Source organism: Rhodovarius lipocyclicus (assembly GCF_009900765.1).
GTDB classification, from domain to species: domain Bacteria; phylum Pseudomonadota; class Alphaproteobacteria; order Acetobacterales; family Acetobacteraceae; genus Rhodovarius; species Rhodovarius lipocyclicus.
Map to the genome: position 1 here is coordinate 1 of NZ_JAAABL010000032.1, position 25,493 is coordinate 25,493.

Below are 25,493 nucleotides of genomic sequence, written 5' to 3' on the forward strand. Positions count from 1 at the left end.
ACCGCCCCCGCCACCGGCGTGCGGCAGCTGACCCCCCCGGGGCCGCCCGCCGCCCCCGCGCCCCGCCGCCCGGCCACGCCCCCCGGGTTCGAGCCCGCCGCCACCCCCACCATCCGCCGGACCGATGCCATCGTGCCGGGCCCCCGCGTCACGCTCGCATCCCATCCGATCGTCTCGGGGGATCCGCAGCTTGCGCCTCGATGAGCTGACCGCCGGCATCGCGCACGCGGCCGGGGATGCCGGCACCGCCGTCACGTCCATCACCGCGGACAGCCGCCAGGCCGGGCCGGGCGCGGTCTTCGCCGCCCTGCCGGGGGCGAAGCTGGATGGCCGCGCCTTCATCGGCGCCGCCGTCGCGGCCGGTGCCGCCGCCGTGCTGGCGCCCGAGGGCACCGTGTGGCCCCAGGATGTGCCCGCCCGCCCGCTGATCACCGCCGCCGACCCGCGCGCGGCGCTGGCCCGCATGGCCGCGCGCCTCGCGGGGCCGCAGCCCGGGGTGGCCGTCGCCGTCACCGGCACCAACGGCAAGACCAGCACGGCCGATTTCCTGCGCCAGATCTGGGGTGCCGGGCACGCCGCCAGCATCGGCACGCTGGGCATCCTGGCCCCGGGCTTCGAGACCGGCCCGGGCCTGACCACGCCCGACCCCGTGCTGCTGCACAACACGCTGGCGGCGCTGGCCCGCGCCGGCATCGGGCATGTGGCGATGGAGGCGTCCTCCCACGGCCTGGAACAACGGCGGCTGGATGGGGTGGCGCTGACGGCGGCGGGGTTCACCAACCTCACGCGCGACCATCTGGACTATCACGGCACCATGGCGGCCTATCGCGCCGCCAAGCTGCGCCTGTTCGACACGCTGCTGCCCCAGGGCGGGCCCGGCGCCTACAGCACGGAAATGGACGGCGAAACGCGCGACGCGCTGCTGGCCATCGCCGCGCGGCGCGGGCTGCGGCTGCTGGCGGTGGGGGCCGGGGGCGCCGATATCGACATCCTGCGGGCGCGGCCGCTGCCCGATGGGCTGGCGCTGGACATAGCCTGGTTCGGCGCGCGCGAGACCCTGCATCTGCCCCTGCCCGGCCGTTTCCAGGCGGACAACGCGCTGCTGGCCGCCGCACTCGCCGTGGCCTCTGGCACCGCGCCCGCGGCGGCGCTGGCCGCCATCCCGCGCCTGAAGGGCGTGCGCGGCCGGATGGAGCTGGCGGCCAGCCCGAACGGCGCCGCCGCCTATGTCGATTTCGCCCACACCCCCGATGCGCTGGAGCGCCTGTTGACCGCCCTGCGCCCGCACACCACGGGCCGGCTGATCTGCGCCTTCGGCGCGGGCGGGGACCGCGACCCGGGCAAGCGCCCGCTGATGGGCGGCATCGTCGCCCGGCTGGCGGATATCGCCATCATCACCGACGACAACCCCCGCAGCGAGGACCCCGCCCTGATCCGCGCCGCCATCCGCGCCGAGGCACCGGCGGCGCTGGAGATCGGCGACCGCCGCGCCGCCATCGCCCATGGCCTGGCGCTGCTGCGCCCGGGCGATGTGCTGGTCGTGGCCGGCAAGGGGCATGAGAGCGGCCAGACCGTGCGGGGCGTGACCACCCCCTTCGACGACGCCCAGGTGATCCGGGAGTGCCTGGCGTGACCGCGCTGTGGACCAGCGCCGAGCTGCGTGCCGCCACCGGCGGCGCCCTGGCCGCCGAGGTGGCGGTGCAGCGGGTGGGTTTCGACAGCCGGCAGGTGGCCCCGGGCGACCTGTTCGTGGCGCTGAAGGCCGCGCGCGACGGGCATGAATTCGTCCCCGCCGCCTTCACCGCCGGCGCCGCCTGCGCCCTGGTGGAGCACGGCGAGGACCCGCGCTGCCTGATCGTGCCCGACACGCTGGCCGGGCTGACGGCGCTGGGGGCCGCCGCCCGCGCCCGCAGCGGGGCGCGCTTCGTGGCCGTCACCGGCAGCGTGGGCAAGACCACGACGAAGGAGATGCTGCGGGTCGCGCTCTCGGCCTTCGGCCTGACGCACGCCGCCAGCGCCAGCTTCAACAACCACATCGGCGTGCCCGCCACCCTGGCCAACACGCCCCGCGACGCGGTGTTCGCGGTGAATGAGCTGGGCATGAACAACCGGGGCGAGATCGCGCCCCTGGCCCGGCTGGCGCGGCCGCATGTCGCCATCATCTCCAACATCGGCACCGCGCATCTGGGCCGGCTGGGCAGCCAGGCGGAGATCGCGGCCGAAAAGGGTGACATCATCGCGGGGCTGGAGCCCGGCGGCACCGCCATCCTGCCCGCCGACAGCCCCTTCCTGCCGGAGCTGCTGGCCCGCGCGCCCCGCGCGCTGACCTTCGGTGAGGCCCCGGGCGCCGATATCCGGCTGCTGGACTACACGGCCGCCCCGGAATCGGGCACCGCCCGCATCGCCACGCCACAAGGGCAGATCAGCCTCGCCCTCTCGGCCCCCGGGCGGCACCTGGCGCTGAATGCCTGCGCCGTGCTGGGTGCCGTGGTCGCGCTGGGGCTGGAAGCCGGGCGCGCCGCCCAGGCGCTGGCGGGCTTCGGCGCGGGCGCCGGGCGCGGGCTGCGCCGGTCGATTCCCCTGCCCCGGGGCGGCTCCATCCTGTTGATGGACGAAAGTTATAATGCGTCGGAGGCGTCGGTCCGCGCCTCGGTTTCCGTTCTGGCATCGCAACAGGGCCGGAAAATCGCTGTTCTGGGCGATATGCTGGAGCTGGGCGAGCAGGGCCCAGCCATGCACCGGGCGCTGGCGCCCGCGGTGGCCGCGGCGGCCGACCTCGTCTATGTGTGCGGCCCCCTGATGGGGGGCATGTTCGCGGACCTGCCCCCTGACAGGCAGGGTGCGGCAGCGCCCGATTCCGTTTCGCTCGCGCCCCTGCTGCGCGCGGCCCTTCAGCCCGGCGATACCGTGCTGGTGAAGGGAAGCCTCGGCATGCGCATGGCCACCATCATCCAGGCCCTGGACGCCCCTTCATGATCCCGTTCCTTTTCGGCCGCTTCGCTGAGGATTTCATCCTCTTCAACCTGTTCCGTTACACCACCTTCCGCGCGGGGGCGGCCTGCATGACGGCGCTGTTCATCGCGCTGGTCTTCGGCGGGCGGATCATCGCCTGGCTGCGCAGCTTCCAGCGCGGCGGCCAGCCGATCCGCGAGGATGGGCCCGCCCGCCACCTGATCGAGAAGAAGGGCACCCCCACCATGGGCGGTGTCATGATCCTGTTCGCGCTGGGGGTCTCGGTGCTGCTGTGGGGGGATCTGCGCAACCAGTTCCTGTGGGCGGTGCTGATCGTCACCTTCGGCTATGGCGCGCTGGGCTTCATGGATGACTGGCTGAAGGTCACCAAGCGCAACACCAAGGGCGTGTCGGGCAAGACCAAGCTGGTGGCGCAGGCGGGAATTGGCCTGCTTTCCGCGATCTGGATGCACTTCCTGCTGCCGCCGGCCATCGCCGATGGCGTGACGGTGCCTTTCCTGAAGGATGTGCTGATCCCGCTCTCCTTCGCCTTTCCCCTCTTCGCCATGTTCGTGATGATGGGCTCCTCCAACGCCGTGAACCTGACGGATGGCCTCGACGGGCTGGCGATCGTGCCGGTCATGATCGCGGCGGCGGTCTTCGCGCTGATCGCCTACCTCGTGGGCAACCGCATCTTCGCCGACTACCTGCAGCTGAACGCCGTGCCCGGCGCGGGTGAGCTGGCGGTGTTCTGTTCGGCGCTGATCGGCGCCTCGCTGGGCTTCCTGTGGTACAACGCGCCGCCGGCGGCCGTGTTCATGGGCGATACCGGCAGCCTGGCGCTGGGCGGGGCGCTCGGCGCCATCGCGGTGGCGACCAAGCATGAGATCGTGCTGGCCATCGTGGGCGGGCTGTTCGTGGTGGAGACGCTGTCGGTCGTCATCCAGGTGTTCTGGTTCAAGCGCACCGGCAGGCGGGTGTTCCTGATGGCGCCCCTGCACCATCATTTCGAGAAGAAGGGCTGGGCCGAGCCCACCATCGTGATCCGCTTCTGGATCATCGCCATGGTGCTGGCGCTGGTCGGGCTCTCGACCCTGAAGATCCGGTAGGAGGCTGGGATGAGCGGCTTCACCCCTTTCGCGGGCCGGCGTATCGCCGTGGTGGGGCTGGGCAAGGCCGGGCTGCCGGCGGCGCTGCGGCTGCGGGAATGGGGGGCCGCCATCACCGCCTGGGACGACAAGGAGAACGCCCGCGCCGAGGCCGAGCGCGCCGGCCTGACCGTGGCCGAGCCCGTGGCGGGCGGCTTCGACACGCTGCTGCTCTCCCCGGGCATTCCGCACATCCGCCCGCGTATCCACCCCGCCGCCGAAGCCGCGCGCGCCTGCGGCGCGCCGATCGTGGTGGATGTGGAGCTGCTGTTCGAGGCCGTCCGGGCCTCCGGCAGCCGGGCACGTTTCGCGGGCATCACCGGCACCAACGGCAAATCCACCACCACCGCGCTGCTGGGGCACATTCTGGAACAGGCGGGCGTGCCGGTGGCCGTGGGCGGCAACCTGGGCACGGCGGCGCTTTCCATGCCCATATTGCCTGACAACGGCGTGTATGTGCTGGAAATGTCCTCCTACATGCTGGAACGAATCGCCCATGTGCGATTCAACACGGCGGTGATGCTGAACCTCAGCCTGGACCATATCGACCGGCACGGGGACATGGCGGGCTATCGCGCCGCCAAGCTGCGCATCTTCGCCAGCCAGACGCCGGACGACCTGGCCATCCTGGGCGATGACGACGCCATGACCGCCGAGGTCTCGGGCCTCGTGGCGCACACCATCCATGTCTCGGGCGAGCATGCCTGCCCGGGCGGGGTTTGGGCCGAGAGTGGCGTGCTGCGCGACGATGCCGGCGTCATCATGGATTTGGCCGAGGCCCCCACCCTGCCGGGCGCGCACAACGCGCAGAACGCCGCCGCCGCCGCCGCCATGGCGCTGCATCTGGGCGTGCCGCGCGCGGGCCTGCCCGCCGCCATCCGCAGCTACCCCGGCCTGCCGCACCGGCATGAGCAGGTGGGCGTGATCCGCGGCGTGCGCTTCGTGAACGACAGCAAGGCCACCAACGCCGACAGCACCGCCCGGGCGCTCGCCAGCCACGCGAAGGTGGTCTGGATCGCGGGCGGCACCGGCAAGGAAGGCGGCATCGAGCCGCTGGTGCCCTGGTTCGGCCGCATCGCCCATGCCTTCCTGATCGGGCGCGACGGCCCCGAATTCGCCGCCACCCTGGCGCGGGAGGGCGTGCCCCACACCGTGCTGGACACGCTGGAACAGGCCCTGCCCGCCGCCGCCGCGGCCGCCTGGGCGGGGGCGGCCGATATCGTCCTGCTCTCCCCGGCGGCGGCCAGCTGGGACCAGTTCACCGGTTTCGACCAGCGGGGCGACCGCTTCCGCACCCTTGTGCAGCAGATGGGGGCCGCATGATGGATGTCTCGCGCACCGACACCTCGACGCTCGGCCGTTGGTGGTGGGGGGTGGACCGCTGGACGATGGGCGCGCTGTTCCTGCTCATCATCATGGGCTGCCTGATGGCGCTCGCCACCGGCAGCAGCCGCATGCGCGACCTGTCGGCCGCCGCCGCCACCTTCCGGCAGTTGTTCTTCCCCACCCTGGCCATCTGCATCATCGTCAGCGTCTCCCTGATGCCGGTGCGCGGGGTGGTGCGCTTCGCCTTCCTGGGCCTCGCGGCGGCGATCTTCCTCACCGCCCTGACGCTGGTCATCGGCACGGAGATCAAGGGCGGCCGGCGCTGGATCCATCTGCTGGGCCAGTCCATCCAGCCCTCGGAGTTCCTGAAGCCGTTCCTGGCGGTCTGCTGCGCCTGGCTGATGGTCTGGGGCCAGAAATACGGCAAGTTCGCCGCCATGCTGGTGGCCGTGATCCCGGTGCTGATCGCCGCCCTCATCCTGAAGCAGCAGCCCGATGTGGGCATGCTGGTCGTCATCGTCAGCGTGTTCATGGCGCAGTGCTTCATGGCCGGGCTGCCGATGATGCTGGTGGGCATCGGCGCCGTGGGCGCCGCGGCGCTGGGTGTGCTCGCCTATTTCATGCACGGGCATGTGCGCATGCGCATCGACACCTATCTGAACCCGCCCGCCCCGAACCCCGGCAGCATCACGCAGGAGGAACGCTCCCTGATGGCCTTCGGCAATGGGGGGTTGTGGGGGCGCGGCCCGGGCGAGGGCACCGTGAAGACCCACCTGCCCGACGCCGACGCCGATTTCGTCTTCGCCGTACTGGGCGAGGAATACGGGCTGATGTTCTGCATGGCCGTCATCACCATCTTCGCCTTCGTGGTGCTGCGCGGCCTCGCGCGGCTGACGAAGGAGCGGGATTTGTTCGTGGCGCTCAGTGCCTCCGGCCTGCTGGTGCAGTTCGGGCTGCAGGCCTTCATCAACATGGGCTCGACCCTGCGGCTGATCCCCACCAAGGGCATGACGCTGCCGCTGGTCTCCTATGGCGGGTCCTCCATGATCGGCATCGCGCTGGGCATGGGCATGCTGCTGGCGCTGACGCGGCGGCGGCACTACCGCTGGAATGAGGGCGCATGAACCGCCCCATCGCCATCGCGGCCGGGGGCACCGGCGGGCATCTGTTCCCCGCCGAGGCCCTGGCCACCGAGCTGCTGGCCCGCGGCCACCGCATCGTGCTGTTCACCGATGCCCGCAGCACCGCCTTCGTCTCCACCGCCTTCGCCGAGGCCGAGCGCTTCGTGCTGCGCGGCGAGGGCATGGCCGGGCGCGGCATCCGGCGCGCGCTGCGCGGCGGCGTGCAGCTGCTGGCCGGCACCTGGCAGGCCCGGCGCATCCTGAAGCGCATCGACGCGGCCGCCGTGGTGGGCTTCGGCGGCTATCCGGCCATCCCTCCGGCACTCGCGGCCTTCAGCCTGGGCGGGCGGCGGCCGAAAGTGGTGCTGCATGAGCAGAACGGCGTGCTCGGCCGCGCCAACCGGCTGCTGGCCCCGCGCGCGGATGCGCTGGCGCTCTCCTTCGCGCATACCAGCCGGGTGCCCGCCAATGCCCGGGTGCATGTGGTGGGCAACCCCGTGCGCCAGGCCATCGTCGAACTCGCCAGCCAGCCCTATCCCGCCCCCGATGTCGGGCTGCGCATCCTGGTGCTCGGCGGCTCGTTGGGCGCGCGGGTGTTCTCGGATCTCGTGCCCGGAGCCGTCGCCGCCCTGCCGCCCGAGTTGCGGGCGCGGCTGATGATCACCCAGCAGGTCCGCCCGGAGGACATCGACAAGGTGCGCGCCGCCTATCAGATGATGGGCGTGCCGGCGGAACTGTCTTCCTTCTTCCCCGACGTGGCGCGCCGGCTGGCGGGCTCGCACCTCGTGATCTCCCGCGCCGGGGCGTCCTCGATCGCGGAGCTCGCCTGTTCCGGGCGGCCCTCCCTGCTGGTGCCCCTGCCCGGGGCCATCGACGACCACCAGATGGCCAATGCGCGGGTGCTGGCGGATGCCGGCGCCGCGCGCATCCTGCCCCAGGCGGGGTTGACGCCCGAGGGGCTGGCGGCCGAGATCACCGCCTTCCTGCATTTTCCCGCACGGCTCGAAGCCGCGCACCAGGCCGCCGCCTCCCTCGCCCGCCCCGGCGCGGTGAAGGAGCTGGCGGATCTGGTCCTGAACCTGATCGGTACCCCATGATGCGCGCCCTGCCCCTGTCCATCGGCACCATTCACTTCGTCGGCATCGGCGGCATCGGCATGTCCGGCATCGCGGAGGTGCTGCACAATCTGGGCTATTCCGTGCAGGGCAGCGACATCGCGGAGGGTGCGAACGTGCTGCGCCTGCGTGAGCAGGGCATCCCGGTCGCGGTCGGCCATGCGGCGGAAAACCTGGGCCAGGCGCAGGTGGTCGTCGTCTCCTCCGCCGTGAAGCGCGACAACCCGGAGGTCCAGGCCGCCCGCAAGCGCCTGCTGCCCGTGGTGCGCCGGGCGGAGATGCTGGCCGAGCTGATGCGGCTGAAATGGTCCGTCGCCATCGGCGGCACCCATGGCAAGACCACCACCACCTCGCTGGTGGCGGCGGTGCTTGAGGCCGCGAAGCTGGACCCCACCGTGATCAACGGCGGCATCATCAACGCCTATGGCACCAACACCCGCCAGGGTGAGGGCGAGTGGATGGTGGTCGAGGCCGATGAGAGCGACGGCAGCTTCCTGCGCCTGCCCTCCACGGTCGCCATCGTGACCAACATGGACCCCGAGCACCTGGACCATTGGGGCACCGGGGAGGCGATGGCCGAGGGCTATCGGCAATTCGTCTCGAACATTCCCTTCTATGGCTTCGCGGTGCTGTGCATCGACCACCCGGGCGTGCAGGCGATGATCCCGAAGCTGGACCGCCGGATCGTGACCTATGGCTTCTCCCCGCAGGCCGATGTGCGCGCGGAGAAGCTGCTGACCGACCGGCTGGGGGCGACCTTCGAGGTGACGGTGCAGGACCGGCTCTCGGGCCGTTCGCGCCGGCTGAAGCCCTTCCGCCTGCCCATGCTGGGCGCGCACAATGTGCAGAACGCCCTGGCCGCCATCGCGGTGGGTGTGGAGATGGAGGTGCCGGACGACACCATCCGCTCCGCGCTGGCGGGCTTCAAGGGCGTGAAGCGCCGCTTCACCCGGGTGGCCGAGGTGGGCGGCATCAGCATCATCGACGATTACGGCCACCACCCGGTGGAGATCGCCGCGGTGCTGAAGGCCGCGCGCCAGGCCGGCGCGCGCGACGTGATCGCGGTGATGCAGCCCCACCGCTATTCCCGGCTGGAAGCGCTGTTCAACGATTTCTGCACCTGCATGAACGATGCGGGCACGGTGATCGTGGCCGATGTCTACGCCGCGGGCGAACAGCCCATCGAGGGCATGGACAAGGATGCGCTGGTGGAGGGGCTGCGCGCGCGCGGCCACCGCAGCGTGGTGCCGCTGCCTGGCCCCGAATCCCTGCCGGACATGATCCACGCCATCGCCAAGCCGGGCGACTATGTGGTGTTCCTGGGTGCGGGCAGCATCACCCAATGGGCGCACGCATTGCCCGAGAAGCTGGCCGCCCTGCAGGGCCCGCAGGCCCCGCGCCCCGGGACCGGCCGGGGATGATCGCCCTTCCCCCCCTGCGCGGGCGCGTGCAGCGGGATGCCCCCCTGGCCCCCGTCACCTGGTTCCGGGTGGGCGGGCCCGCCGAGATCCTGTTCCGCCCCGCCGATGCCGATGACCTGGTCGCCCTGCTGGCCGGGCTGGCCGAGGACGTGCCCCTGACCGTGATCGGGGCTGCCAGCAACCTGATCGTGCGCGATGGCGGGGTGCCAGGGGTGGTGGTGCGCCTCGGCGGTGCCTTCGGTGCCATCGAGCGCGACGGGGATGGCTTCATCGCCGGCGCCGCAGCGCTGGATGCCGTGCTGGCCGAACACGCCGCCGCCGCCGGGCTCGCGGGGCTGGAGTTCCTGTCGGGCATTCCGGGCAGCATCGGCGGCGCGGTGGCGATGAATGCCGGGGCCTACGGCGCCGAGGTGAAGGACGTGCTGGACTGGGTGGAGATCGCCACCGCCGCGGGCCTGCGAAAACATTCCGTACCCGAACTGAATTGCCGCTACCGCCATAGCGATCTGCCGCCGCGCGGGGTGGTGGTGCGGGCGCGCTTCCGCGCCCATCCGGGCGATTCCGCCGCGATTTCAGCGCGCATGGCCGAAATCCGCGCGAACCGGGAGGCCAGCCAGCCCGTGCGCGCCCGCACCGGGGGCAGCACCTTCCGCAATCCGCCGGGGGCGAAGGCCTGGGCGCTGATCGACGCGGCGGGCTGCCGAGGCATGGTCCGGGGCGGCGCCCAAGTCAGTGAAAAGCACTGCAATTTCCTGCTCAACACCGGCACCGCCACGGCGGCGGATATCGAGGGACTCGGCGAGGATGTGCGCGCTCACGTCAAGGAGCATTGCGGCACGGAGCTGATTTGGGAGATTATCCGCCTGGGGGTGCCGGCGTGATGCGGGAGGGGTTCCGCATGATGGTCCGGCAGAGTGTTTTGGGGGGCGCCCGGGCGGTCATCCGCCGGCGCGCATGAGTGACATGAAACAGGTTGCAGTCCTTTACGGCGGGATCTCCGCTGAACGCGACGTGAGTCTCGCCACCGGCGAGCAGGTGATCGCCGCCCTCGAACAGGCGGGCTTCGCCGTGCGCCCGATCGACGTCACCGAGGATCTGGGGGCGCTCGTCTCCGCCCTGACCCATCCGCGCCCCGATGCCGTGTTCAACGCGCTGCATGGCCGCTTCGGCGAGGATGGCTGCGTGCAGGGCGTGCTGGACTGGCTGAACCTGCCCTACACCCATTCTGGCGTCCGGGCCTCCGCCATCGCCATGGACAAGACCGCCGCCAAGGCGATCTTCAAGGCGCATGGCCTGCCGCTGGCGCGCCACCTGGAAATCACGCCCGAGGAGCTGGAGGCCCAGGACCCCTTGCCCCGCCCCTATGTGGTGAAGCCCATCCAGGAAGGCTCCAGCGTCGGCGTCTCCATCATCCGCACCGGCGACAACCGGCGCGGCGATGTGGCGCGCAGCTGGAAGCACGGCCGCATGATGGTCGAGGAATTCATCCCCGGCCGCGAGCTGACCGTGGCCGTGATGGGCGACCGGGCCCTGAACGTGACCGAGATCAGCACCCATCTCGCCTTCTACGACTATGAGGCGAAATACGCCGATGGCGGCAGCCAGCACGTGCTGCCCGCCCGCGTGCACCCCGAGATCCTGGCCCAGGCCAAGGAAGTGGCGCTGGCCGCCCACAAGGCGCTGGGCTGCCGCGGCGCCTCGCGCTCCGATTTCCGCTATGACGACACGGCGGGCGAACCCGGCCGGCTGGTGCTGCTGGAAGTGAACACCCAGCCTGGCATGACCCCCACCTCCCTGCTGCCGGAACAGGCGGCGCATGCGGGCATCAGCTTCCCCGAACTGTGCCGCTGGCTGGTGGAAGAGGCGCTGCATGGCACGTGAGCCCAAGGCGGCCCCGCGCGCACCCCGCAACGTCCCCGCGCAGCGCGCCACCCAGGCCCCCGCGCCCCAGCGCCCCAACCCCTGGCGCATGTGGTGGCGCCGGCAGCGGCAGGCCGCGCGCCCCATCCTGGTCTTCGCCATGGGGGCCGCCGGCGTGGGCCTGCTGGCCGCCGGCGTCATGGCGGCCGACCCCGCCGCCCGGCTGAACCAGCTCGCCTCCGCCCTCACTTTCGGCGGCACCGGCTTCACCGTGAACCGCATCCTGGTCGAGGGCCGCGAATACACCCCGCGCGAGGTGTTCGAGAGCGCCCTGAACGTGACCGAGGGCGACAGCACCCTGGCCTTCAACCCCGCCGCCGCCCGCGCGCGGCTGGAGGCCTCGGCCTGGATCGCCAGCGCCCATGTGGAACGCCACCTGCCCGGCACCATCCTGGTGCGCATCACCGAGCGCCGCGCCTTCGCGATCTGGCAGAAGGACGGCCGCTTCCAGGTGATCGACCGCGAGGGGCGGGTGATGCAGGCCGACAATATCGGCGCCTTCGGCCCGCTGCCGCTGGTGGTGGGCGCGGGGGCCGACACCGCCGCCGCCAACCTGATCGACCTGCTGCGCGGCGTGCCGGACCTCGCCGCCCGGGTGGAGGCCGCCGTGCGGGTCTCCGAACGGCGGTGGAACCTGCGCCTGGCCTCGGGAGCCGATGTGCTGCTGCCCGAGGGCCAGGAGGCCGCCGCCATCCAGCGCCTGGCCGAGCTGCACGCCCGCGAGCGCCTGCTGGACCGCCCGCTGGCGGCCCTCGACATGCGCCTGCCGGACCGGCTGGTGCTGCGCCCCCAGCCTGTCGCCGCCCCTTCTTCACCCACACCTGCCCCCCCGAACCGGAGCACGCGCGGATGAACCAGATCGTTCGATTCTCCCCGCCCGAGGCCGAGGCGCCGGCCCGCATGCGCAAGCGCGCCCAGGCGCGCGGCGGCAATTTCGGGGTGCTGGATATCGGCTCCTCCAAGATCGTCTGCATCGTGGCCCGCATCGAGAGCGACGGCACGCCGCGCGCGCTGGGCTTCGGCTGGCGGGGGGCGGCGGGGGTCAAGAACGGCTCCGTCATCGACCCGGCGGAGGCCGAGATCGCCATCCGCGCGGCCGTCGCCCAGGCCGAGGAAATGGCCGATGTGCAGCTGCGCGGGGTGATCGTGAACCTCTCCTGCGGGCAGCCGGAGTCGCGCTCGCTGAACGTGCAGTGGCCGGTGGGCGGGCGCGCCGCGACCGAGATCGACATCGCCGCCATGCTGCATGAAGGCCGCCGCCGGGCCGAGGCCGAGGGCCGCGCCCTGGTCCATGCCCTGCCGCTGGGCTTCACCGTGGACGCGACCCCGGGCGTGCCCGACCCGCGCGGGATGGTGTGCGACAACCTCTCCGCCCGGCTGCATGTGGTGGACGCGGCGGAGAACGCGCTGGCCAACCTCGCCTTGTGCCTGGGCCGCTGCGACCTGGATGTGGAGGAGGTGGTGAGCGCCCCCTTCGCCTCGGGCCTGGCGTGCCTGGACGGCGACGAGATGGAGCTGGGCACCGTGATGATCGAGATGGGGGCGGGCACCACCTCCGTCGCCGTCTTCAACGAGGGCCAGCTGTGGCACACGGCGCAGCTGCCGATCGGCGGCTGGCACGTGACCAACGACCTGGCCCGCGGGCTTTCCACCCCCATCGCCCATGCCGAGCGCATCAAGACCATGCACGGCAGCGCGCTGGAGGGCGACGACAAGGGCGAGATGCTGCCGGTGCCCCAGGTGGGCGATGCCGGCGACCATCTGGCCCGGGTGCCGCGCCGGATGATCGTGAACATCATCCGCCCCCGGCTGGAGGAAACCTTCGAGCTGCTGCGCGACCGGCTGGATGGCGCGGGCCTGCCCCGCGACACCACGCGGCGCATCGTGCTCTCGGGCGGCGCCAGCCAGCTGATCGGGGCGACGGAGCTCGCCTCACGGGTTCTTGATCGGCCCGCGACGCAGATCCGCGTGGCGCGCCCGCACCGGGTGCGCGGCCTGCCGGAAACGGCCCTGGGCCCCGGTTTCGCAACCACCATCGGTCTGCTGCATTGGGCTGGTGGGCACGGGCGCCCGGTGATGGACCTCGGTGCGGCCGCGCCGCATGCGGGAACTCTCCGCCGACTCGGTGACTGGCTGAAGCGGTGGTGGTAGGACTGGTGCGCAAGGGGGGAGTCGCGAACGCGTTGCGAAGCTTTCCTGTGGATAAGGTGAATGACGGGAATTTTCCGGTCATGAACGCAGACACGAATCGTCAAATTTCTTTAGGTTCGCGATACGGAGAGAGCCAATGACCCTCAACCTCACACTGCCTGTCGCGAATCACACCGACTTCAGCCCACGCATCGCCGTCATCGGCGTGGGTGGCGGTGGCACCAACGCGGTCAACAACATGATCGCCATGGGCCTCGAGGGTGTGGAGTTCATCGTCGCCAACACCGACGCCCAGTCGCTGCTGCACAGCCGCGCCGACCGCCGCGTGCAGCTGGGCCCCCACCTGACCCAGGGCCTGGGCGCGGGTGCGAAGCCCGAGATCGGGCGCGCCGCGGCCGAGGAAGCCACCGATGAGCTGGCCAAGCACATCGAGGGTTGCCACATGGTGTTCGTCACCGCCGGCATGGGCGGCGGCACCGGCACCGGCGCCGCCCCCGTCATCGCCCGCATGGCGCGCGAGCGGAACATGCTGACCGTCGGCGTGGTGACCAAGCCCTTCGATTTCGAGGGTGCGAAGCGCAAGCGCGCCGCCGATGTCGGCATCGAGGAGCTGCAGCAGTTCGTGGACACGCTGATCGTGATCCCGAACCAGAACCTGTTCCGCCTGGCCAATGAGCGCACGACCTTCGCCGAGGCGTTCAAGATGGCCGACAACGTCCTGTACATGGGCGTGAAGGGCGTGACCGACCTGATGGTCAACCCTGGCATGGTGAACCTGGACTTCGCCGATATCCGCACCGTGATGGCGGAAATGGGCAAGGCCATGATGGGCACCGGCGAGGCCGAGGGCGACGACCGCTCCGTGAAGGCGGCCGAGGCCGCGATCAGCAACCCGCTGCTCGAGGACACCTCGATGCGCGGCGCCAAGGGCGTGCTGATCAGCCTGACCGGCGGCTACGACCTGACGCTGTTCGAGGTGGACGAGGCCGTGAACCGCATCCGCAAGGAAGTGGACGACGAGGCCAACATCATCTTCGGTTCCTCCCTGGATGAGAACCTGAACGGCCGCGTGCGGGTTTCCGTGGTGGCCACCGGCATCGACGCGGTGCCCAGCGTGGCCGCCCAGCCGGTGCAGGCGCCCGAGGCCGCCCCGCGCCTGTCCATCGTGCAGCCGGGTGCCGCCGCCCGCACCGCGCAGCAGGCCGCGGCGATCCGCCGCCCGGTGGTGCCGAACACGCATGCCGGCATGCCGGGCACGCTGCGCACCGCCGCCACCACCAGCGCGGCGCAGCCCGCCCCCAGCCAGGGTTCGCTGGCTATCCAGGCCAGCGCGGCCCAGGCCACCCAGGCGGCCTATGCCCAGGCCTACGCCCAGCAGCCGGAGGTGGTGCAGGAGCCGATGCCCCAGCCCATCCCCGTCGCCACCCAGCCCATGCCGATGCGTGAGGCCCCGGCGATGCGCCCGGCCGCCATGCAGCATGCGCCCCAGCCGCAGCCCGAGGCGCAGCAGCCCGCCGGTTTCCGCCGGATGTTCCACAACGTCACCGGGCTGATGAAGCGCCAGGTGCCGGTGCAGCCGGAACACCCGCAGCACCGCGCGGAACCGCAGGCCCAGCCGCAGCAGATGGCCCCCCGCGCCGCCGCCCCGCGCGCGCCGCAGGACGACACGGAGATCCCCGCCTTCCTGCGCCGCCAGAACAACTACTGAGGCCAGGCCGGATGGCCGGAACGCGAAAGGCGCCCTCACGGGCGCCTTTTTCGTGTCAGGGCCGCTGTCCTGCCCTTTTTCCGCCGCCGGCCGCCGGCATATAGGCTCCCGATGCGCATCCTCTACGTCTCCCGCCATGAGATCCTGGAATACGACGAGGTCCGGCTGCTGACGGAGCTGGGGCATCAGGTCTTCCCGCTCGGCCATTACCACATGCCCGGCCCTTATCCGGGCGGGCTGCGGCCGCAGCTGGATCTGGGACCGGAGCACGCGGAGCTGCAGCGCCGCTTCCAGGAGAGCGGGAGCCATTTCGACTTCTATGGCCCGCCGGATGCGTCTTTCCTGGCGCCGGAATTCGTGGCGCTGTTCGACCTGACCATCGTGATGTTCGACTGGCCCTTCATCAACACGCAGCACAAGGCCCTGTTCCAGCGCCCCGTGGTGCTGCGCACCATCGGCCAGGGGCTGCATGAATGGGAGGGCGTCTACACCGCCCTGCGCCAGCAGGGTGTCATCATCCTGCGCTACGCGGAGGCCGAGGCCGACCAGCTGGGCTATGCGGGCGGCGACGCCACCATCCGCTTCTACAAGGACCCGGACGACTTCCTGCCCTATCGCGGCGGCCAGCCCAGCGTGCTGAGCTTCGCGTCGAATTTCGACCTCCGCTATCCGGAGGAATACGCGCTGTGGCAGGCCTCCGTCAGCGGCCTGCCGGTGAAGCTGGGCGGGCAGGGCAATGAGGCCGAGCCGAACGCCATCGGCCCCGTCACCCCCCGGGAACAGATCGAGCTGCTGGCGGATTGCCGGGCGTATTTCTACTGCTCCGGCCTGAACCTGCCTTACTCGCTGAACTTCATGGAAGCTTGGATGGCCGGGATCCCGGTGGTGCTGATGAGCGATGAGCTCACGCCCCGCCCGGTCCGCTGTTCCGAGATCGCGCGGGTGATCACGCCCGGAGAGGATGCGCTGGTGGTGCATTCCGCCGCCGAGGCGAATGACGCGCTGTTCCGCCTGCTGTCGGACCCCGCCCTGGGGCGGCGGATCGGGCAGGCGGGCCGGCGCAGCGCCATCGCCCATTTCGGGCGGCAGCAGATCGGCCGGCAATGGGAACAGTTCCTGGAACGGTTCGAGCCGCGGACGGCATCATGACGCACCGCAAAATTATGGCTGAAACAAGGCACGTCCAGACGCAAAAATACACTTTAAAATCAATAGTTTATAACGAAATATCAGGTAACAAGGCTTGACTGGCCTGGACGCAATCGGGCTGCCATCAACAATCCCGGGAAGGCCCGGTGGCGTTACCGGTTGTGACGCTTTCGGTATGTCATCAGGGGACAGCGGGTTCGTGACCCGCCAGGACAGGGGTTTGATGGACGGATTTGTGACATCCGGTGCCGCCCGACGACGGACACTGCGCCAGGCGATCAGCTTCGCCGGCATCGGCCTGCATTCGGGCCGGCGCATCCGTGGGCGGATCACCCCCGCGGCCGCGGGTGCCGGCATCGCCTTCCTGCGCACCGACCTGGGTGTGCTGATCCCCGCCCGCCACGACCATGTGGTGGACACGCGGCTGTGCACCGTGCTGGGCGTGGACGGCGCCAGCGTCTCCACCGTGGAGCACGTGATGGCTGCTCTGGCCGGCAATGGCGTGGATGACGCGGTGGTGGAAGTGGATGGCGCGGAGATGCCCATCCTCGACGGTTCCGCCGAACCCTTCCAGTTCCTGCTGGATTGCGCGGGCATCGTCTCCCGCCCCGGCATCGCCCGCAGCATCGAGATCCTGCGCCCCATCCGCGTGCAGCAGGGCCAGGGCCCCGACGCCGCCTGGGCCGAACTGCACCCCGTGGACGGCCCCTGGTTCGAGGCCCAGCTGTCCATCGATTTCGCGGCCACCGCCATCGGCCGCCAGGAATTCGCCCTGCGCGTGACGCCGAATAACTTCCGTGAGGATCTGGCCAGCGCCCGCACCTTCACCCAGGCGGAGGAAATCTCCCGCCTGCGCAGCATGGGCCTCGCCCTTGGCGGCACGCTGGACAATGCGGTGGTGGTCGATGGCCCGCTGGTGCTGAACCCCGGCGGGCTGCGCAGCCCCGACGAATTCGTGCGCCACAAGCTGCTGGATGTGGTGGGCGACCTGGCCCTGGCGGGCGCGCCCATCGCGGGCCGCTTCGTCGGCAGCCGCACCGGCCACGCGCTGAACAACCGCCTGCTGCACGCCATGTTCGCCGACCGCGGCGCCTGGCGCTACAGCCATGGCCACGCGGTGGCCGGCGGCGTCTCCGCCCGCCTGCCGGCCGTGGCGGCGGCATAGTGTATCTGTCTTCCTGGGGCCCTCGCGCAACGCCCCGCCCCTTGGTATAGACGCGCCATGTCGCGCATCCTTCCGGTTCTGGCCCTCGCCCTTGTCCTGCCTGGCTGCGGTTTGCAGCAATGGGACGGGCGCGTGGGCTCCCTGTTCGAACGCTCCCGCACCAATTCCGCGCTGGTGGACCAGACGCCGGAGGGCATCTACGCCGCCGGCATCGACGCCCTGCAGGGCGGCCGCTATCCGCAGGCGGTGGAGCTGTTCGACCGGCTGGAGCGGGACCATCCCTTCTCCACCTGGGCGACCAACGCGAAGATCATGGGCGCCTATGGCGAGTACATGCGCAATCGCTACACGGAAGCGATCGGCGCGCTGGACCGCTTTATCCAGCTGCACCCGTCGCACCGCGACATCGCCTACGCCTATTACCTGCGCGCGCTGTGCCTGTATGAGCAGATCAACGACTCCGAGCGCGACCAGCGCACGACGGAACAGGCGATCGCCGCACTGCAGGACGTGGCCAACCGCTTCCCCGACACCGCCTATGCCCGCGATGCCCGGCTGAAGATCGACCTGGGCCGCGACCACCAGGCGGGGCATGAGATGAATATCGGCCGCTACTACCAGCGCCAGCGTCTCTACACCGCCGCCATCGGCCGCTATCGCCGCGTGATCGAGAACTACCAGACCACGAACCATGTGCCCGAGGCGCTGCACCGCCTGACGGAAGTCTATCTGGCGCTGGGCCTGACCGAGGAAGCGCGCAGCACCGCCAGCGTGCTGGGCCACAACTTCCCGGGCAATCCCTGGTACCAGGACAGCTACGCCCTGCTGGTGGAGGGCGCGCCGCGCGGCCCGGATACCCCGGGCTTCTTCGCGCGCACCATCGGCCGCATCTTTTAGGGCCATCACATGCTGGCGTCGCTGGCCATCCGCGACGTGGTGCTGATCGAGAAGCTGGACCTTGCCTTCGGTCCCGGCCTCTCGGTGCTGACGGGCGAAACCGGCGCCGGCAAATCCATCCTGCTCGACAGCCTGGGGCTCGCGCTCGGCGCGCGGGCCGAATCGGGCTACGTCCGCGCCGGGCAGAAGCAGGCGGCGGTCATCGCCGTCTTCTCCCCGCCCCAGGGCCATCCGGCCTTCGCCGAACTCTCCGAACAGGGGATCGAGGCCGAGGATGAGGTGGTGCTGCGCCGGGTGGTGACGGCGGAGGGCAAGTCCCGCGCCTTCATCAACGACCAGCCCGTGGGGGTGGCGCTGCTGCGCCGCATCGGCGCGCTGCTGGTGGAAGTCCAGGGCCAGAACGACCAGGTGGGCCTGGCCGACCCCGCGACCCATGCCGCGCTGCTCGATGCCTTCGGGGGGCTGGGCGTCCGGCGCGCCGGGGTGGGCACCGCCTGGCGCGCCTGGCGCGGCGCCGAATCCGCGCTGGAAGAAGCCCGCGAAGCCACCGCCGCCGCCCTGCGGGACGAGGAATGGCTGCGCCACGCCGTAGCCGAGCTGACCGAGCTTTCCCCCGAGGAAGGCGAGGAGGAGCGCCTCGGCCAGGAACGCCAGCACCTGCAACAGGGTGAGCGCCGGGCGGAGGCGATCTCCGCCGCCCTGTCCGAATTGCAGCCGCGCGACCGCCGCAGCCAGGGCCCGGGTGCAGCCCTGCGCGCCGCCGCCCGCGCGCTGGAACGCACCCAGGGCCTGAACGAGACCGCCGCCCCCATCCTGACCGCCCTCGGCCAGGCGCAGGATGCGCTGGCGGAGGCCGAATCCCTGCTGGAACGCCTGGTGGGCGCCGAGGGCCCCGACCCGCGCCGGCTGGAGCAGCTGGAGGACAGGCTGTTCGGCCTGCGCTCCGCCGCCCGCAAGCATGGGGTGACGGTGGCCGAACTGCCCGGCCTGCTGGTGGCGCTGCGGGAAAGGCTGGCGGCGCTGGATGCCGGCACCGGCCGCGTCGCGGCGCTGGAACGCGCGCGGGAAGCCGCCCGCGCGGCCTATGTCACCGCGGCCGCCGCCCTGTCCGAGGAACGCCGCGCCCATGCCCGGCGGCTGGAACAGGCGCTGGGCCAGGAATTGCCGCCGCTGAAGCTGGACCGCGCCCGGGTGGTGGTGGAAGTCGCCGCCCGCGACGAGCCCGGCTGGGGCGCGGAGGGCATGGACCGCGTGGCCATGCTGGTCTCCACCAACCCCGGCCAGGCGCCCGGCGCGCTGGACAAGGTGGCGAGCGGCGGCGAGTTGTCGCGGCTGATGCTGGCGCTGAAGGTGGTGCTGGCCGCCGGCAGCCCGGTGCCGACGCTGGTCTTCGATGAGGTGGACGCCGGCATCGGCGGCGCCACGGCGGCCGCCGTCGGCGAACGCCTGGCCCGCGTGGCCGAGGGGCTGCAGGTGCTGGTCGTGACCCATTCGCCCCAGGTGGCCGCCCGGGGCACCGCGCATCTGCGCGTGGCCAAGGCGGTGCGCGACGGGCGCGCCGAAACCCGCGTGGAGCCGCTGAGCACCGCCGAGCGGCGGGAGGAGATCGCCCGCATGCTGGCCGGCGAGACCGTGACCGAGGCCGCCCGCGCCGCCGCCGAAAGCCTGCTACAAGGCCGCGCATGAGCGACACCGAGCCCGCCCGCGAGATCGCGGACCTGACCCGCCAGATCCGCCATCACGACCGCCTCTACTACGAGAACGACGCGCCGGAGGTCTCCGACAGCGAGTATGACAGCCTCATGCAGCGCCTGCGGGCGCTGGAGGCCGCGCATCCTGAGCTGCTGAGCCCCGACAGCCCCACCCAGCGCGTGGCCGGCCGCGTCGCGGAGGGCTTTGCCAAGGCGCGCCATGGCGTGCCCATGCTCAGCCTGGGCAATGCCTTCGACGAGGCCGATTTCACCGAATTCCTGGCCCGCATCCGCCGCTTCCTGGCCCTGCCGGAGGATGAGCCGATGGCCATCGTGGCGGAGCCCAAGATCGACGGCCTCTCCTGCAACCTGCTGTATGAGAACGGCCGGCTGGTGCGCGCCGCCACGCGCGGCGACGGCACGGAGGGCGAGGACATCACCGCCAATATCCGCACCATCGCGGATATCCCCCAGACCCTGCGCGTCGAGAACCTGCTCTCCCCCGCCCCCGCCCGCATCGAGATCCGCGGCGAGGTGTTCATGACGCGGGCGGATTTCCTGGCCTTCCGCGAGCAGCAGATCGCCGCCGCCGCCGAGCGCGAGGCGCGCAAGGAACGCGGCGAGAAGCTGGGCCCGGCCATCGTGCCGCCGGTGAACGCGCGCAATGCCGCGGCCGGCTCGCTCAGGCAGCTCGATGCCTCCATCACCGCCTCCAGGCCGTTGAAATTCTTCGCCTATGCGATGGGCGAGGCCTCCGAGCGCCCGGCCGAAACCCATTCCGGCTGGCTCGACCAGCTGCGGCGCTGGGGGTTCGAGGTGAACCCGCTCTCCACCCTGATCCAGGCCGCCGAGGCGCCGGAATTCCAGCGGAAGATGGCCTCCGAGCGCGCCGCGCTGGCCTATGAGATCGACGGCGTCGTGTACAAGATCGACCGGCTGGACTGGCAGGGGCGGCTCGGCTTCGTGGGGCGGGAGCCGCGCTGGGCCATCGCCTGGAAGTTTCCCGCCGAGCGCGCCCGCACGAAACTGCTGCGCATCGAGATCCAGGTCGGCCGCACCGGCGCGCTGACCCCGCGCGCGGTGATGGAACCGGTCTTCGTCGGCGGCGTGACCGTGACCCACGCGACCTTGCACAATGAGGACGAGATCGCCCGCAAGGATGTCCGCCCCGGCGACACGGTGGTGCTGCAACGCGCCGGCGACGTGATCCCGCAGATCGTCGAGGTGGTGGACGCCGACCGCCCCGATCGCGGCCCGCCCTTCGTCTTCCCCGACCATTGCCCCGCCTGCGGCAGCCAGGCCGTGCGCATCGGCGGCGATGTGGTGCGCCGCTGCACCGGCGGGCTGATCTGCCCGGCGCAGACGGTGGAGCGGCTGAAGCATTTCGTCTCCCGCCGCGCGCTCGATATCGACGGGCTGGGGGATGAACGCATGGAGCTGCTCCATGACAAGGGCTGGGTGCTGGGCCCGGCCGACCTGTTCCGCCTGCATGAACACCGGGCGGAGCTGGAGGCGCTGGAGGGTTGGGGCGCCAAATCCGTCGCCGCCCTGCTGAAGGGCATCGACGCCCGCCGCGACCCGCCGCTGGAACGTTTCATCTTCGCCCTCGGCATCCGCCGCATCGGCGAGCAGAACGCCAAGCTGCTGGCCCGCCATTACGGTGAGGTGCGCCCCTGGATGGAACGCATGCGGGCGGCCGCCATCATCGGCAGCGAGGCGCGGGAGGAGCTGGGCTCCATCCAGGGCATCGGCCCCTCCATCGCCGAGGAGCTGGTGGATTTCTTCGCCGAGGAACGCAACCGCGCGGCGCTGGAGGACCTGCTGGGCCAGGTCTCGCCCCGCCCCGCGACGGTGGCCGAGGGCAGCGCCCTGGCCGGCAAGACCATCGTCTTCACCGGCACGCTGACCACCATGACCCGCGACGAGGCCCAGGCCCGGGCGGAGGCGCTGGGGGCCAAGGTCTCCAAAAGCGTGTCGAAGAAGACCGATTATGTGGTGGTGGGCGAGGATGCCGGCAGCAAGGCCGCGAAGGCCGCCGAGCTGGGTGTCGCGGTGCTGAGCGAGGCCGAGTGGCGGGAGATGGCGGAAGTCTGAGGCTCGCTCAAGGCGCGACCATCTTCATCTTCCGCACCAGATCCACCTGCCGCCACAGATACCAGGCGGCCACGCTGCGGAACGGCGCCCACTCCGCCCCGATCGCGGCCAGTTCCTTGGGCTTGGGCTGCGCCTCCAGCCCCATGGCCATGCGATATCCCTCCCGCACGCCGAAATCGTCCACCGGCAGCACGTCCAGCCGGCCGAGGGAGAAGATCAGCAGCATCTCCACCGTCCAGCGCCCCACCCCGCGCAGGGCCACTAGGCGCTCGATCAGTTCCTCGTCCGGCAGGCGCATGGCGGCGCGGCGGGTGGGCACCCAGCCGGCCGCGGATTTCTCCGCGATGTCCAGGATCGAGGCGCATTTGGCCGCCGAGAAACCGCAGCCGCGCAGCTTCTCCGCACCCGCGTCCAACAGGGCCGTGGGCGGGGGGAAGCCGTCGGCGGGATGCAGCGCGATCAGCCGGCCCAGCATCGCCTCCGCGGCGCGGCCGTGCACCTGCTGGTGGGCGATGGCGCGCACCAGCGCCTCATAGGGTTCGCGCTTCTCGGGCTTGAGCGCGCAGCGGCCCACCTGGGCGATGATGGGGCCGAACAGCTCGGTCCGGGCCAGGGCGGCCCTGCCTTGGGCATATGTCATGATCCGAGGATAGCGGCGCGCGGCGCATCCGGGCAGATAATGGCGCGATGATGCTGGAGAATCTCGCGGCCACCGAGGCGCTGGCCGCCCGCCTCGCCACCCTGGCCCGGCCCGGGGATGCCATCCTGCTCTCAGGCGAGCTGGGGGCGGGCAAATCCGCCTTCGCGCGCGCCTTCCTGCGGGCGGCGGCGGGGGATGCGGGGCTCGAAGTGCCCTCCCCCACCTTCACCCTGGTGCAGTCCTATGCCTTGCCCGGCGGCGGCCAGGCGCACCATCTGGACTTGTACCGGCTGGGCGATGCCTCGGAACTGGCGGAGCTGGGGCTGGAGGAGATGGCGCAGGACATCATGCTGATCGAATGGCCCGAACGCATGGCCGAACCGCCCGAAGGCGCGCTGCGCCTGCATCTGTCCATCCTGGACGAGGACCGGCGCGAGGCGCGCCTCGAAGGCTGGGAGGGGCGGCTGTGAGCGCGGATTTCCTGACCGAGCACGGTTTCGGGGCGGCCACGCTGGCGCCCTTGCCCTCCGATGCCAGCTTCCGCCGCTACACCCGGCTACTGGATGGGCCCTCCCCCGCGCTGCTGATGGATGCGCCCCCGCCCGAGGATGTGCGCCCCTTCGTGGCGCTGGCCCGGCATCTGGGCGCGCATGGCCTGCGCGCGCCGCGCATCCTGGCTGAGGACGCGGCGCGCGGGCTGGTGATCGTGGAGGATCTGGGCCGGGCCACGATGGCGGAGGCGCTGGATGCCGGCGCCGTCCCCCTGCCCCTGTACCTGGCGGCCACCGAGGCCCTGGCCGCCCTGCATGCCGTGCCGCCCCCGCCCGGCCTGCCCGGCTGGGGCGCGCCCGAGATGTGCCGCGCCACCGCCGCCACCTTCCTGGACTGGTGGTGGCCCGCCGCGATGGGGGCGCCCGCCGACGCCGCCCTGCGCGCCGGGCTGGACGCGGCGCTGACCGCCATGCTGGCGCCCTTCGCGGGCACCACGCTGGTGCACCGGGATTTCTTCCCCGCCAATCTGGTGCCGGGGCCCCAGGGGATGGGCCTGCTGGATTTCCAGGACGCCGGGCTGGGCCATGCGGCCTATGACCTCGTCTCCCTGGTCGAGGACGCGCGGCGGGACGTGGCGCCGGAGGTCCGCGCCGCCTGCGTCGCGCGCTATGCGGCGCTGACCGGCCAGACGCCCGCCGCGCTGGAGGCCGCGATGGCCGCGATGGGCGCACAGCGGCATCTGCGGGTGGCGGCGCTGTGGGTGCGGCTGGCCCGGCGCGACGGCAAGACGCATTACCTGGCCCATGGCCCGCGCTGCTGGGCGCTGCTGGCCCGCGCGCTGGAGCACCCGGCCACCGCCCCCTTGCGGGATTTCCTGGACCGGAACATCCCCCCCGCGCTCAGGGCGAACCCGGCATGAAGGGCATGGTTCTCTCGGCTGGCCTCGGCACCCGCATGCGGCCGCTGACCAACGACACCGCCAAGCCGCTGCTGCCGCTGGCGGGCCGCACCCTGCTGGACCACGCGCTGGACCGCTTCCAGGCCGCCGGCATCGAGGAAGCCGTGGTGAACGCGCATTGGAAGGCCGAGCGCGTGGTCGCCGCCACCCAGGGCCGCGCCGCCCCGCGCCTGCGGGTGCAGTTGGAGCCCGAATTGCTGGAGACCGGCGGCGGCGTGCGCCGCGCGCTGCCCTTGCTGGGCCCCGGCCCCTTCTGCGTGGCCAATGGCGATGCCTTCTGGCTGGACGGCCCCACCCCCGCCATCGCCCGGCTGCGCGCCCGCTTCGACCCCGAGACCATGGACGCGCTGCTGCTGCTGGTGCGCATGGTGGCGGTGGAAAACGCCCCCGGGCGCGGCGATTTCATGATGGACCCGCTGGGCGGCCTGCGCCGCCCCCGCGCGCATGAGATCGCGCCCTTCCTGTATGGCGGCGTGCAGATCCTGCACCCGCGCCTGCTGGAACCCGAACCGGTCGAGCGCTTCAGCCTCAACCGCTGCTACGACCGCGCGATCGCGGAGGGCCGGCTGTTCGGGCTGGTGCATGACGGGGTGTGGTTCCACCTCTCCACCCCCCGCGATCTGGCGCGGGCCGAGATGCGGCTGGCCGACGGGCGCTTCTATGGGGAGAAGGGCTAGCCGCCCCTGCCCGCCCGCGCCATCCTCCCGCGAAACTCTGTGGGAGAAACATCATGGAACTCGGTATCGCCGGCCGCACGGCCATCGTCTGCGCGGCCTCCAAGGGGTTCGGCCGCGGCTGCGCCATGGCCCTGGCGCGCGAAGGGGTGAACCTGGTCATCGCGGCCCGCGGCGGAGAGGCGCTGGAAGCCACCGCCGCCGAGATCCGCGCCGCCACCGGCGTGCAGGTCACGACCGTGCAGGCCGATGTCACCACCGAGGAAGGCCGCGCCGCCCTGCTCGCCGCCTGCCCCAACCCCGATATCCTGGTGACCAATGCCGGTGGCCCGCCCCCGGGCGATTTCGCCAGCTTCACCCTGGATGACTGGCGCCGCGCGGTGGAAGCCAACATGCTGACGCCCATCGCCCTGATCCAAGCCACGGTGCGCGGCATGGTCGAGCGCGGCTTCGGCCGCATCGTCAACATCACCAGCGCCTCCGTCCGCGCGCCCATCGCGTCGCTGGAACTGTCCAACGGCGCGCGCGCGGGGCTGACGGGGGCGGTCTCGGCCCTCGCGCGCAAGGTCGCCTCGCACAACGTGACCATCAACAACCTGCTGCCGGGGCCGTTCGACACCGACCGCATCAAGAACAACTGGACCAAGGCCGCCGCCACCTCCGGCCGCAGCCTGGAGGAAGTGGGGCGCGAGAGCATCAAGCACATCCCCGCCAAGCGCCTGGGCCGGCCGGAGGAATTCGGGGCGGCCTGCGCCTTCCTGTGCTCGGGGCATGCCGGGTTCATCACGGCACAGAACATCCTGCTGGATGGCGGGGCCTATCCGGGGACGATGTGAGGCCGGGGGCGCTGCCCCCGGTACCCCCGCCAAAG

General features: G+C 71.5%; 22 protein-coding genes and 1 pseudogene. 22 read left to right on the top strand and 1 reads right to left on the bottom strand.

All coding sequences use genetic code 11. The features are described from left to right. The 18 genes and pseudogenes from GT007_RS22230 to ligA form a co-directional block, all read left to right on the top strand. Positions 1-204: pseudogene (locus tag GT007_RS22230) on the top strand (hypothetical protein); the annotation flags it as partial. Beyond that, positions 191-1,633 carry a UDP-N-acetylmuramoyl-L-alanyl-D-glutamate--2,6-diaminopimelate ligase gene (locus GT007_RS16845; RefSeq protein WP_236571718.1) on the top strand — a complete coding sequence of 481 codons (1,443 nt, stop codon included), beginning with the start codon at positions 191-193 and terminating at the stop codon, positions 1,631-1,633. The pseudogene GT007_RS22230 and the gene GT007_RS16845, both read left to right, overlap by 14 nt. After that, a complete protein-coding gene (locus GT007_RS16850) occupies positions 1,630-2,976 on the top strand; it encodes a UDP-N-acetylmuramoyl-tripeptide--D-alanyl-D-alanine ligase (RefSeq protein WP_160122824.1) in 1,347 nt (448 codons plus the stop codon). The genes GT007_RS16845 and GT007_RS16850 overlap by 4 nt, the downstream gene beginning before the upstream one ends. After that, positions 2,973-4,061: a phospho-N-acetylmuramoyl-pentapeptide-transferase gene (gene mraY, locus GT007_RS16855; RefSeq protein ID WP_160122825.1), complete on the top strand. Its 1,089-nt coding sequence runs from the start codon at positions 2,973-2,975 to the stop codon at positions 4,059-4,061. The genes GT007_RS16850 and mraY overlap by 4 nt, the downstream gene beginning before the upstream one ends. 9 nt (positions 4,062-4,070) lie before the next feature. Beyond that, positions 4,071-5,423: a UDP-N-acetylmuramoyl-L-alanine--D-glutamate ligase gene (gene murD / locus GT007_RS16860; protein ID WP_160122826.1), complete on the top strand. Its 1,353-nt coding sequence runs from the start codon at positions 4,071-4,073 to the stop codon at positions 5,421-5,423. After that, on the top strand, positions 5,420-6,550 hold the full coding sequence (locus GT007_RS16865; RefSeq protein WP_236571719.1) for an FtsW/RodA/SpoVE family cell cycle protein: 1,131 nt from the start codon (positions 5,420-5,422) through the stop codon (positions 6,548-6,550). The genes murD and GT007_RS16865 overlap by 4 nt, the downstream gene beginning before the upstream one ends. Further along, positions 6,547-7,644 (top strand): undecaprenyldiphospho-muramoylpentapeptide beta-N-acetylglucosaminyltransferase, encoded by a 1,098-nt coding sequence (murG, locus tag GT007_RS16870; protein ID WP_160122827.1) that lies wholly within the window; start codon positions 6,547-6,549, stop codon positions 7,642-7,644. The genes GT007_RS16865 and murG overlap by 4 nt, the downstream gene beginning before the upstream one ends. Beyond that, complete coding sequence (murC, locus tag GT007_RS16875) at positions 7,644-9,083, top strand: UDP-N-acetylmuramate--L-alanine ligase (RefSeq protein ID WP_160122861.1); 1,440 nt, start codon at positions 7,644-7,646, stop codon at positions 9,081-9,083. The genes murG and murC overlap by 1 nt, the downstream gene beginning before the upstream one ends. Next, positions 9,080-9,964: a UDP-N-acetylmuramate dehydrogenase gene (gene murB, locus GT007_RS16880; RefSeq protein WP_160122828.1), complete on the top strand. Its 885-nt coding sequence runs from the start codon at positions 9,080-9,082 to the stop codon at positions 9,962-9,964. Before murC ends, murB begins: the two co-directional genes overlap by 4 nt. A gap of 82 nt (positions 9,965-10,046) precedes the next feature. Beyond that, positions 10,047-10,964 (top strand): D-alanine--D-alanine ligase, encoded by a 918-nt coding sequence (locus tag GT007_RS16885; RefSeq protein ID WP_160122862.1) that lies wholly within the window; start codon positions 10,047-10,049, stop codon positions 10,962-10,964. Then, on the top strand, positions 10,954-11,856 hold the full coding sequence (locus tag GT007_RS16890; protein ID WP_160122829.1) for a cell division protein FtsQ/DivIB: 903 nt from the start codon (positions 10,954-10,956) through the stop codon (positions 11,854-11,856). The genes GT007_RS16885 and GT007_RS16890 overlap by 11 nt, the downstream gene beginning before the upstream one ends. Beyond that, entirely contained in the window at positions 11,853-13,154 is a 1,302-nt protein-coding gene (gene ftsA / locus GT007_RS16895) for a cell division protein FtsA (protein WP_160122830.1), read from the top strand. The genes GT007_RS16890 and ftsA overlap by 4 nt, the downstream gene beginning before the upstream one ends. 136 nt (positions 13,155-13,290) lie before the next feature. Continuing rightward, a complete protein-coding gene (ftsZ, locus tag GT007_RS16900; RefSeq protein WP_160122831.1) occupies positions 13,291-14,862 on the top strand; it encodes a cell division protein FtsZ in 1,572 nt (523 codons plus the stop codon). 111 nt (positions 14,863-14,973) lie between these two features. After that, positions 14,974-16,011, top strand: coding sequence for a glycosyltransferase (locus tag GT007_RS16905; RefSeq protein WP_160122832.1), 1,038 nt, complete (start codon positions 14,974-14,976; stop codon positions 16,009-16,011). 223 nt (positions 16,012-16,234) lie between these two features. Next, positions 16,235-17,176 (top strand): UDP-3-O-acyl-N-acetylglucosamine deacetylase, encoded by a 942-nt coding sequence (gene lpxC, locus GT007_RS16910; protein ID WP_160122833.1) that lies wholly within the window; start codon positions 16,235-16,237, stop codon positions 17,174-17,176. A gap of 57 nt (positions 17,177-17,233) precedes the next feature. After that, positions 17,234-18,073, top strand: coding sequence for an outer membrane protein assembly factor BamD (locus tag GT007_RS16915; protein WP_160122834.1), 840 nt, complete (start codon positions 17,234-17,236; stop codon positions 18,071-18,073). Positions 18,074-18,082: 9 nt separating this feature from the next. Next, positions 18,083-19,759: a DNA repair protein RecN gene (gene recN, locus GT007_RS16920; RefSeq protein ID WP_160122835.1), complete on the top strand. Its 1,677-nt coding sequence runs from the start codon at positions 18,083-18,085 to the stop codon at positions 19,757-19,759. After that, positions 19,756-21,858 (top strand): NAD-dependent DNA ligase LigA, encoded by a 2,103-nt coding sequence (gene ligA / locus GT007_RS16925; protein WP_160122836.1) that lies wholly within the window; start codon positions 19,756-19,758, stop codon positions 21,856-21,858. Before recN ends, ligA begins: the two co-directional genes overlap by 4 nt. Before the next feature lie 7 nt (positions 21,859-21,865). Here the strand turns inward: ligA and GT007_RS16930 are convergent, their stop codons facing one another. After that, positions 21,866-22,498 (bottom strand): DNA-3-methyladenine glycosylase family protein, encoded by a 633-nt coding sequence (locus GT007_RS16930; RefSeq protein WP_160122837.1) that lies wholly within the window; start codon positions 22,496-22,498, stop codon positions 21,866-21,868. A gap of 47 nt (positions 22,499-22,545) precedes the next feature. Between GT007_RS16930 and tsaE the strand changes: the two genes are divergently transcribed. The 4 genes from tsaE to GT007_RS16950 are packed head-to-tail and all read left to right on the top strand — an operon-like array spanning position 22,546 to position 25,458. Beyond that, the gene (gene tsaE / locus GT007_RS16935) at positions 22,546-22,968 is read left to right on the top strand and encodes a tRNA (adenosine(37)-N6)-threonylcarbamoyltransferase complex ATPase subunit type 1 TsaE (RefSeq protein ID WP_160122838.1); all 423 of its coding nucleotides are present in this window, start codon (positions 22,546-22,548) and stop codon (positions 22,966-22,968) included. Then, positions 22,965-23,909, top strand: coding sequence for an aminoglycoside phosphotransferase family protein (locus GT007_RS16940; RefSeq protein WP_236571720.1), 945 nt, complete (start codon positions 22,965-22,967; stop codon positions 23,907-23,909). Before tsaE ends, GT007_RS16940 begins: the two co-directional genes overlap by 4 nt. Further along, positions 23,906-24,625: a nucleotidyltransferase family protein gene (locus GT007_RS16945; RefSeq protein ID WP_160122840.1), complete on the top strand. Its 720-nt coding sequence runs from the start codon at positions 23,906-23,908 to the stop codon at positions 24,623-24,625. Before GT007_RS16940 ends, GT007_RS16945 begins: the two co-directional genes overlap by 4 nt. Before the next feature lie 53 nt (positions 24,626-24,678). After that, positions 24,679-25,458 carry an SDR family oxidoreductase gene (locus tag GT007_RS16950; RefSeq protein WP_160122841.1) on the top strand — a complete coding sequence of 260 codons (780 nt, stop codon included), beginning with the start codon at positions 24,679-24,681 and terminating at the stop codon, positions 25,456-25,458. Positions 25,459-25,493 lie beyond the last annotated feature (35 nt).

What these genes read in the sequence shown, in the direction of transcription:
- recN (WP_160122835.1), top strand. Translation starts at nt 18,083, where the DNA reads ATGCTGGCGTCGCTGGCCATCCGCGACGTGGTGCTGATCGAGAAGCTG.
- GT007_RS16890 (WP_160122829.1), top strand. Translation starts at nt 10,954, where the DNA reads ATGGCACGTGAGCCCAAGGCGGCCCCGCGCGCACCCCGCAACGTCCCC.
- ligA (WP_160122836.1), top strand. Translation starts at nt 19,756, where the DNA reads ATGAGCGACACCGAGCCCGCCCGCGAGATCGCGGACCTGACCCGCCAG.
- mraY (WP_160122825.1), top strand. Translation starts at nt 2,973, where the DNA reads ATGATCCCGTTCCTTTTCGGCCGCTTCGCTGAGGATTTCATCCTCTTC.
- GT007_RS16885 (WP_160122862.1), top strand. Translation starts at nt 10,047, where the DNA reads ATGAAACAGGTTGCAGTCCTTTACGGCGGGATCTCCGCTGAACGCGAC.
- GT007_RS16905 (WP_160122832.1), top strand. Translation starts at nt 14,974, where the DNA reads ATGCGCATCCTCTACGTCTCCCGCCATGAGATCCTGGAATACGACGAG.
- tsaE (WP_160122838.1), top strand. Translation starts at nt 22,546, where the DNA reads ATGATGCTGGAGAATCTCGCGGCCACCGAGGCGCTGGCCGCCCGCCTC.
- GT007_RS16930 (WP_160122837.1), bottom strand. Translation starts at nt 22,498, where the DNA reads ATGACATATGCCCAAGGCAGGGCCGCCCTGGCCCGGACCGAGCTGTTC.
- ftsA (WP_160122830.1), top strand. Translation starts at nt 11,853, where the DNA reads ATGAACCAGATCGTTCGATTCTCCCCGCCCGAGGCCGAGGCGCCGGCC.
- GT007_RS16950 (WP_160122841.1), top strand. Translation starts at nt 24,679, where the DNA reads ATGGAACTCGGTATCGCCGGCCGCACGGCCATCGTCTGCGCGGCCTCC.
- murC (WP_160122861.1), top strand. Translation starts at nt 7,644, where the DNA reads ATGCGCGCCCTGCCCCTGTCCATCGGCACCATTCACTTCGTCGGCATC.
- lpxC (WP_160122833.1), top strand. Translation starts at nt 16,235, where the DNA reads ATGGACGGATTTGTGACATCCGGTGCCGCCCGACGACGGACACTGCGC.
- ftsZ (WP_160122831.1), top strand. Translation starts at nt 13,291, where the DNA reads ATGACCCTCAACCTCACACTGCCTGTCGCGAATCACACCGACTTCAGC.
- murB (WP_160122828.1), top strand. Translation starts at nt 9,080, where the DNA reads ATGATCGCCCTTCCCCCCCTGCGCGGGCGCGTGCAGCGGGATGCCCCC.
- GT007_RS16945 (WP_160122840.1), top strand. Translation starts at nt 23,906, where the DNA reads ATGAAGGGCATGGTTCTCTCGGCTGGCCTCGGCACCCGCATGCGGCCG.
- GT007_RS16915 (WP_160122834.1), top strand. Translation starts at nt 17,234, where the DNA reads ATGTCGCGCATCCTTCCGGTTCTGGCCCTCGCCCTTGTCCTGCCTGGC.
- murG (WP_160122827.1), top strand. Translation starts at nt 6,547, where the DNA reads ATGAACCGCCCCATCGCCATCGCGGCCGGGGGCACCGGCGGGCATCTG.
- murD (WP_160122826.1), top strand. Translation starts at nt 4,071, where the DNA reads ATGAGCGGCTTCACCCCTTTCGCGGGCCGGCGTATCGCCGTGGTGGGG.
- GT007_RS16865 (WP_236571719.1), top strand. Translation starts at nt 5,420, where the DNA reads ATGATGGATGTCTCGCGCACCGACACCTCGACGCTCGGCCGTTGGTGG.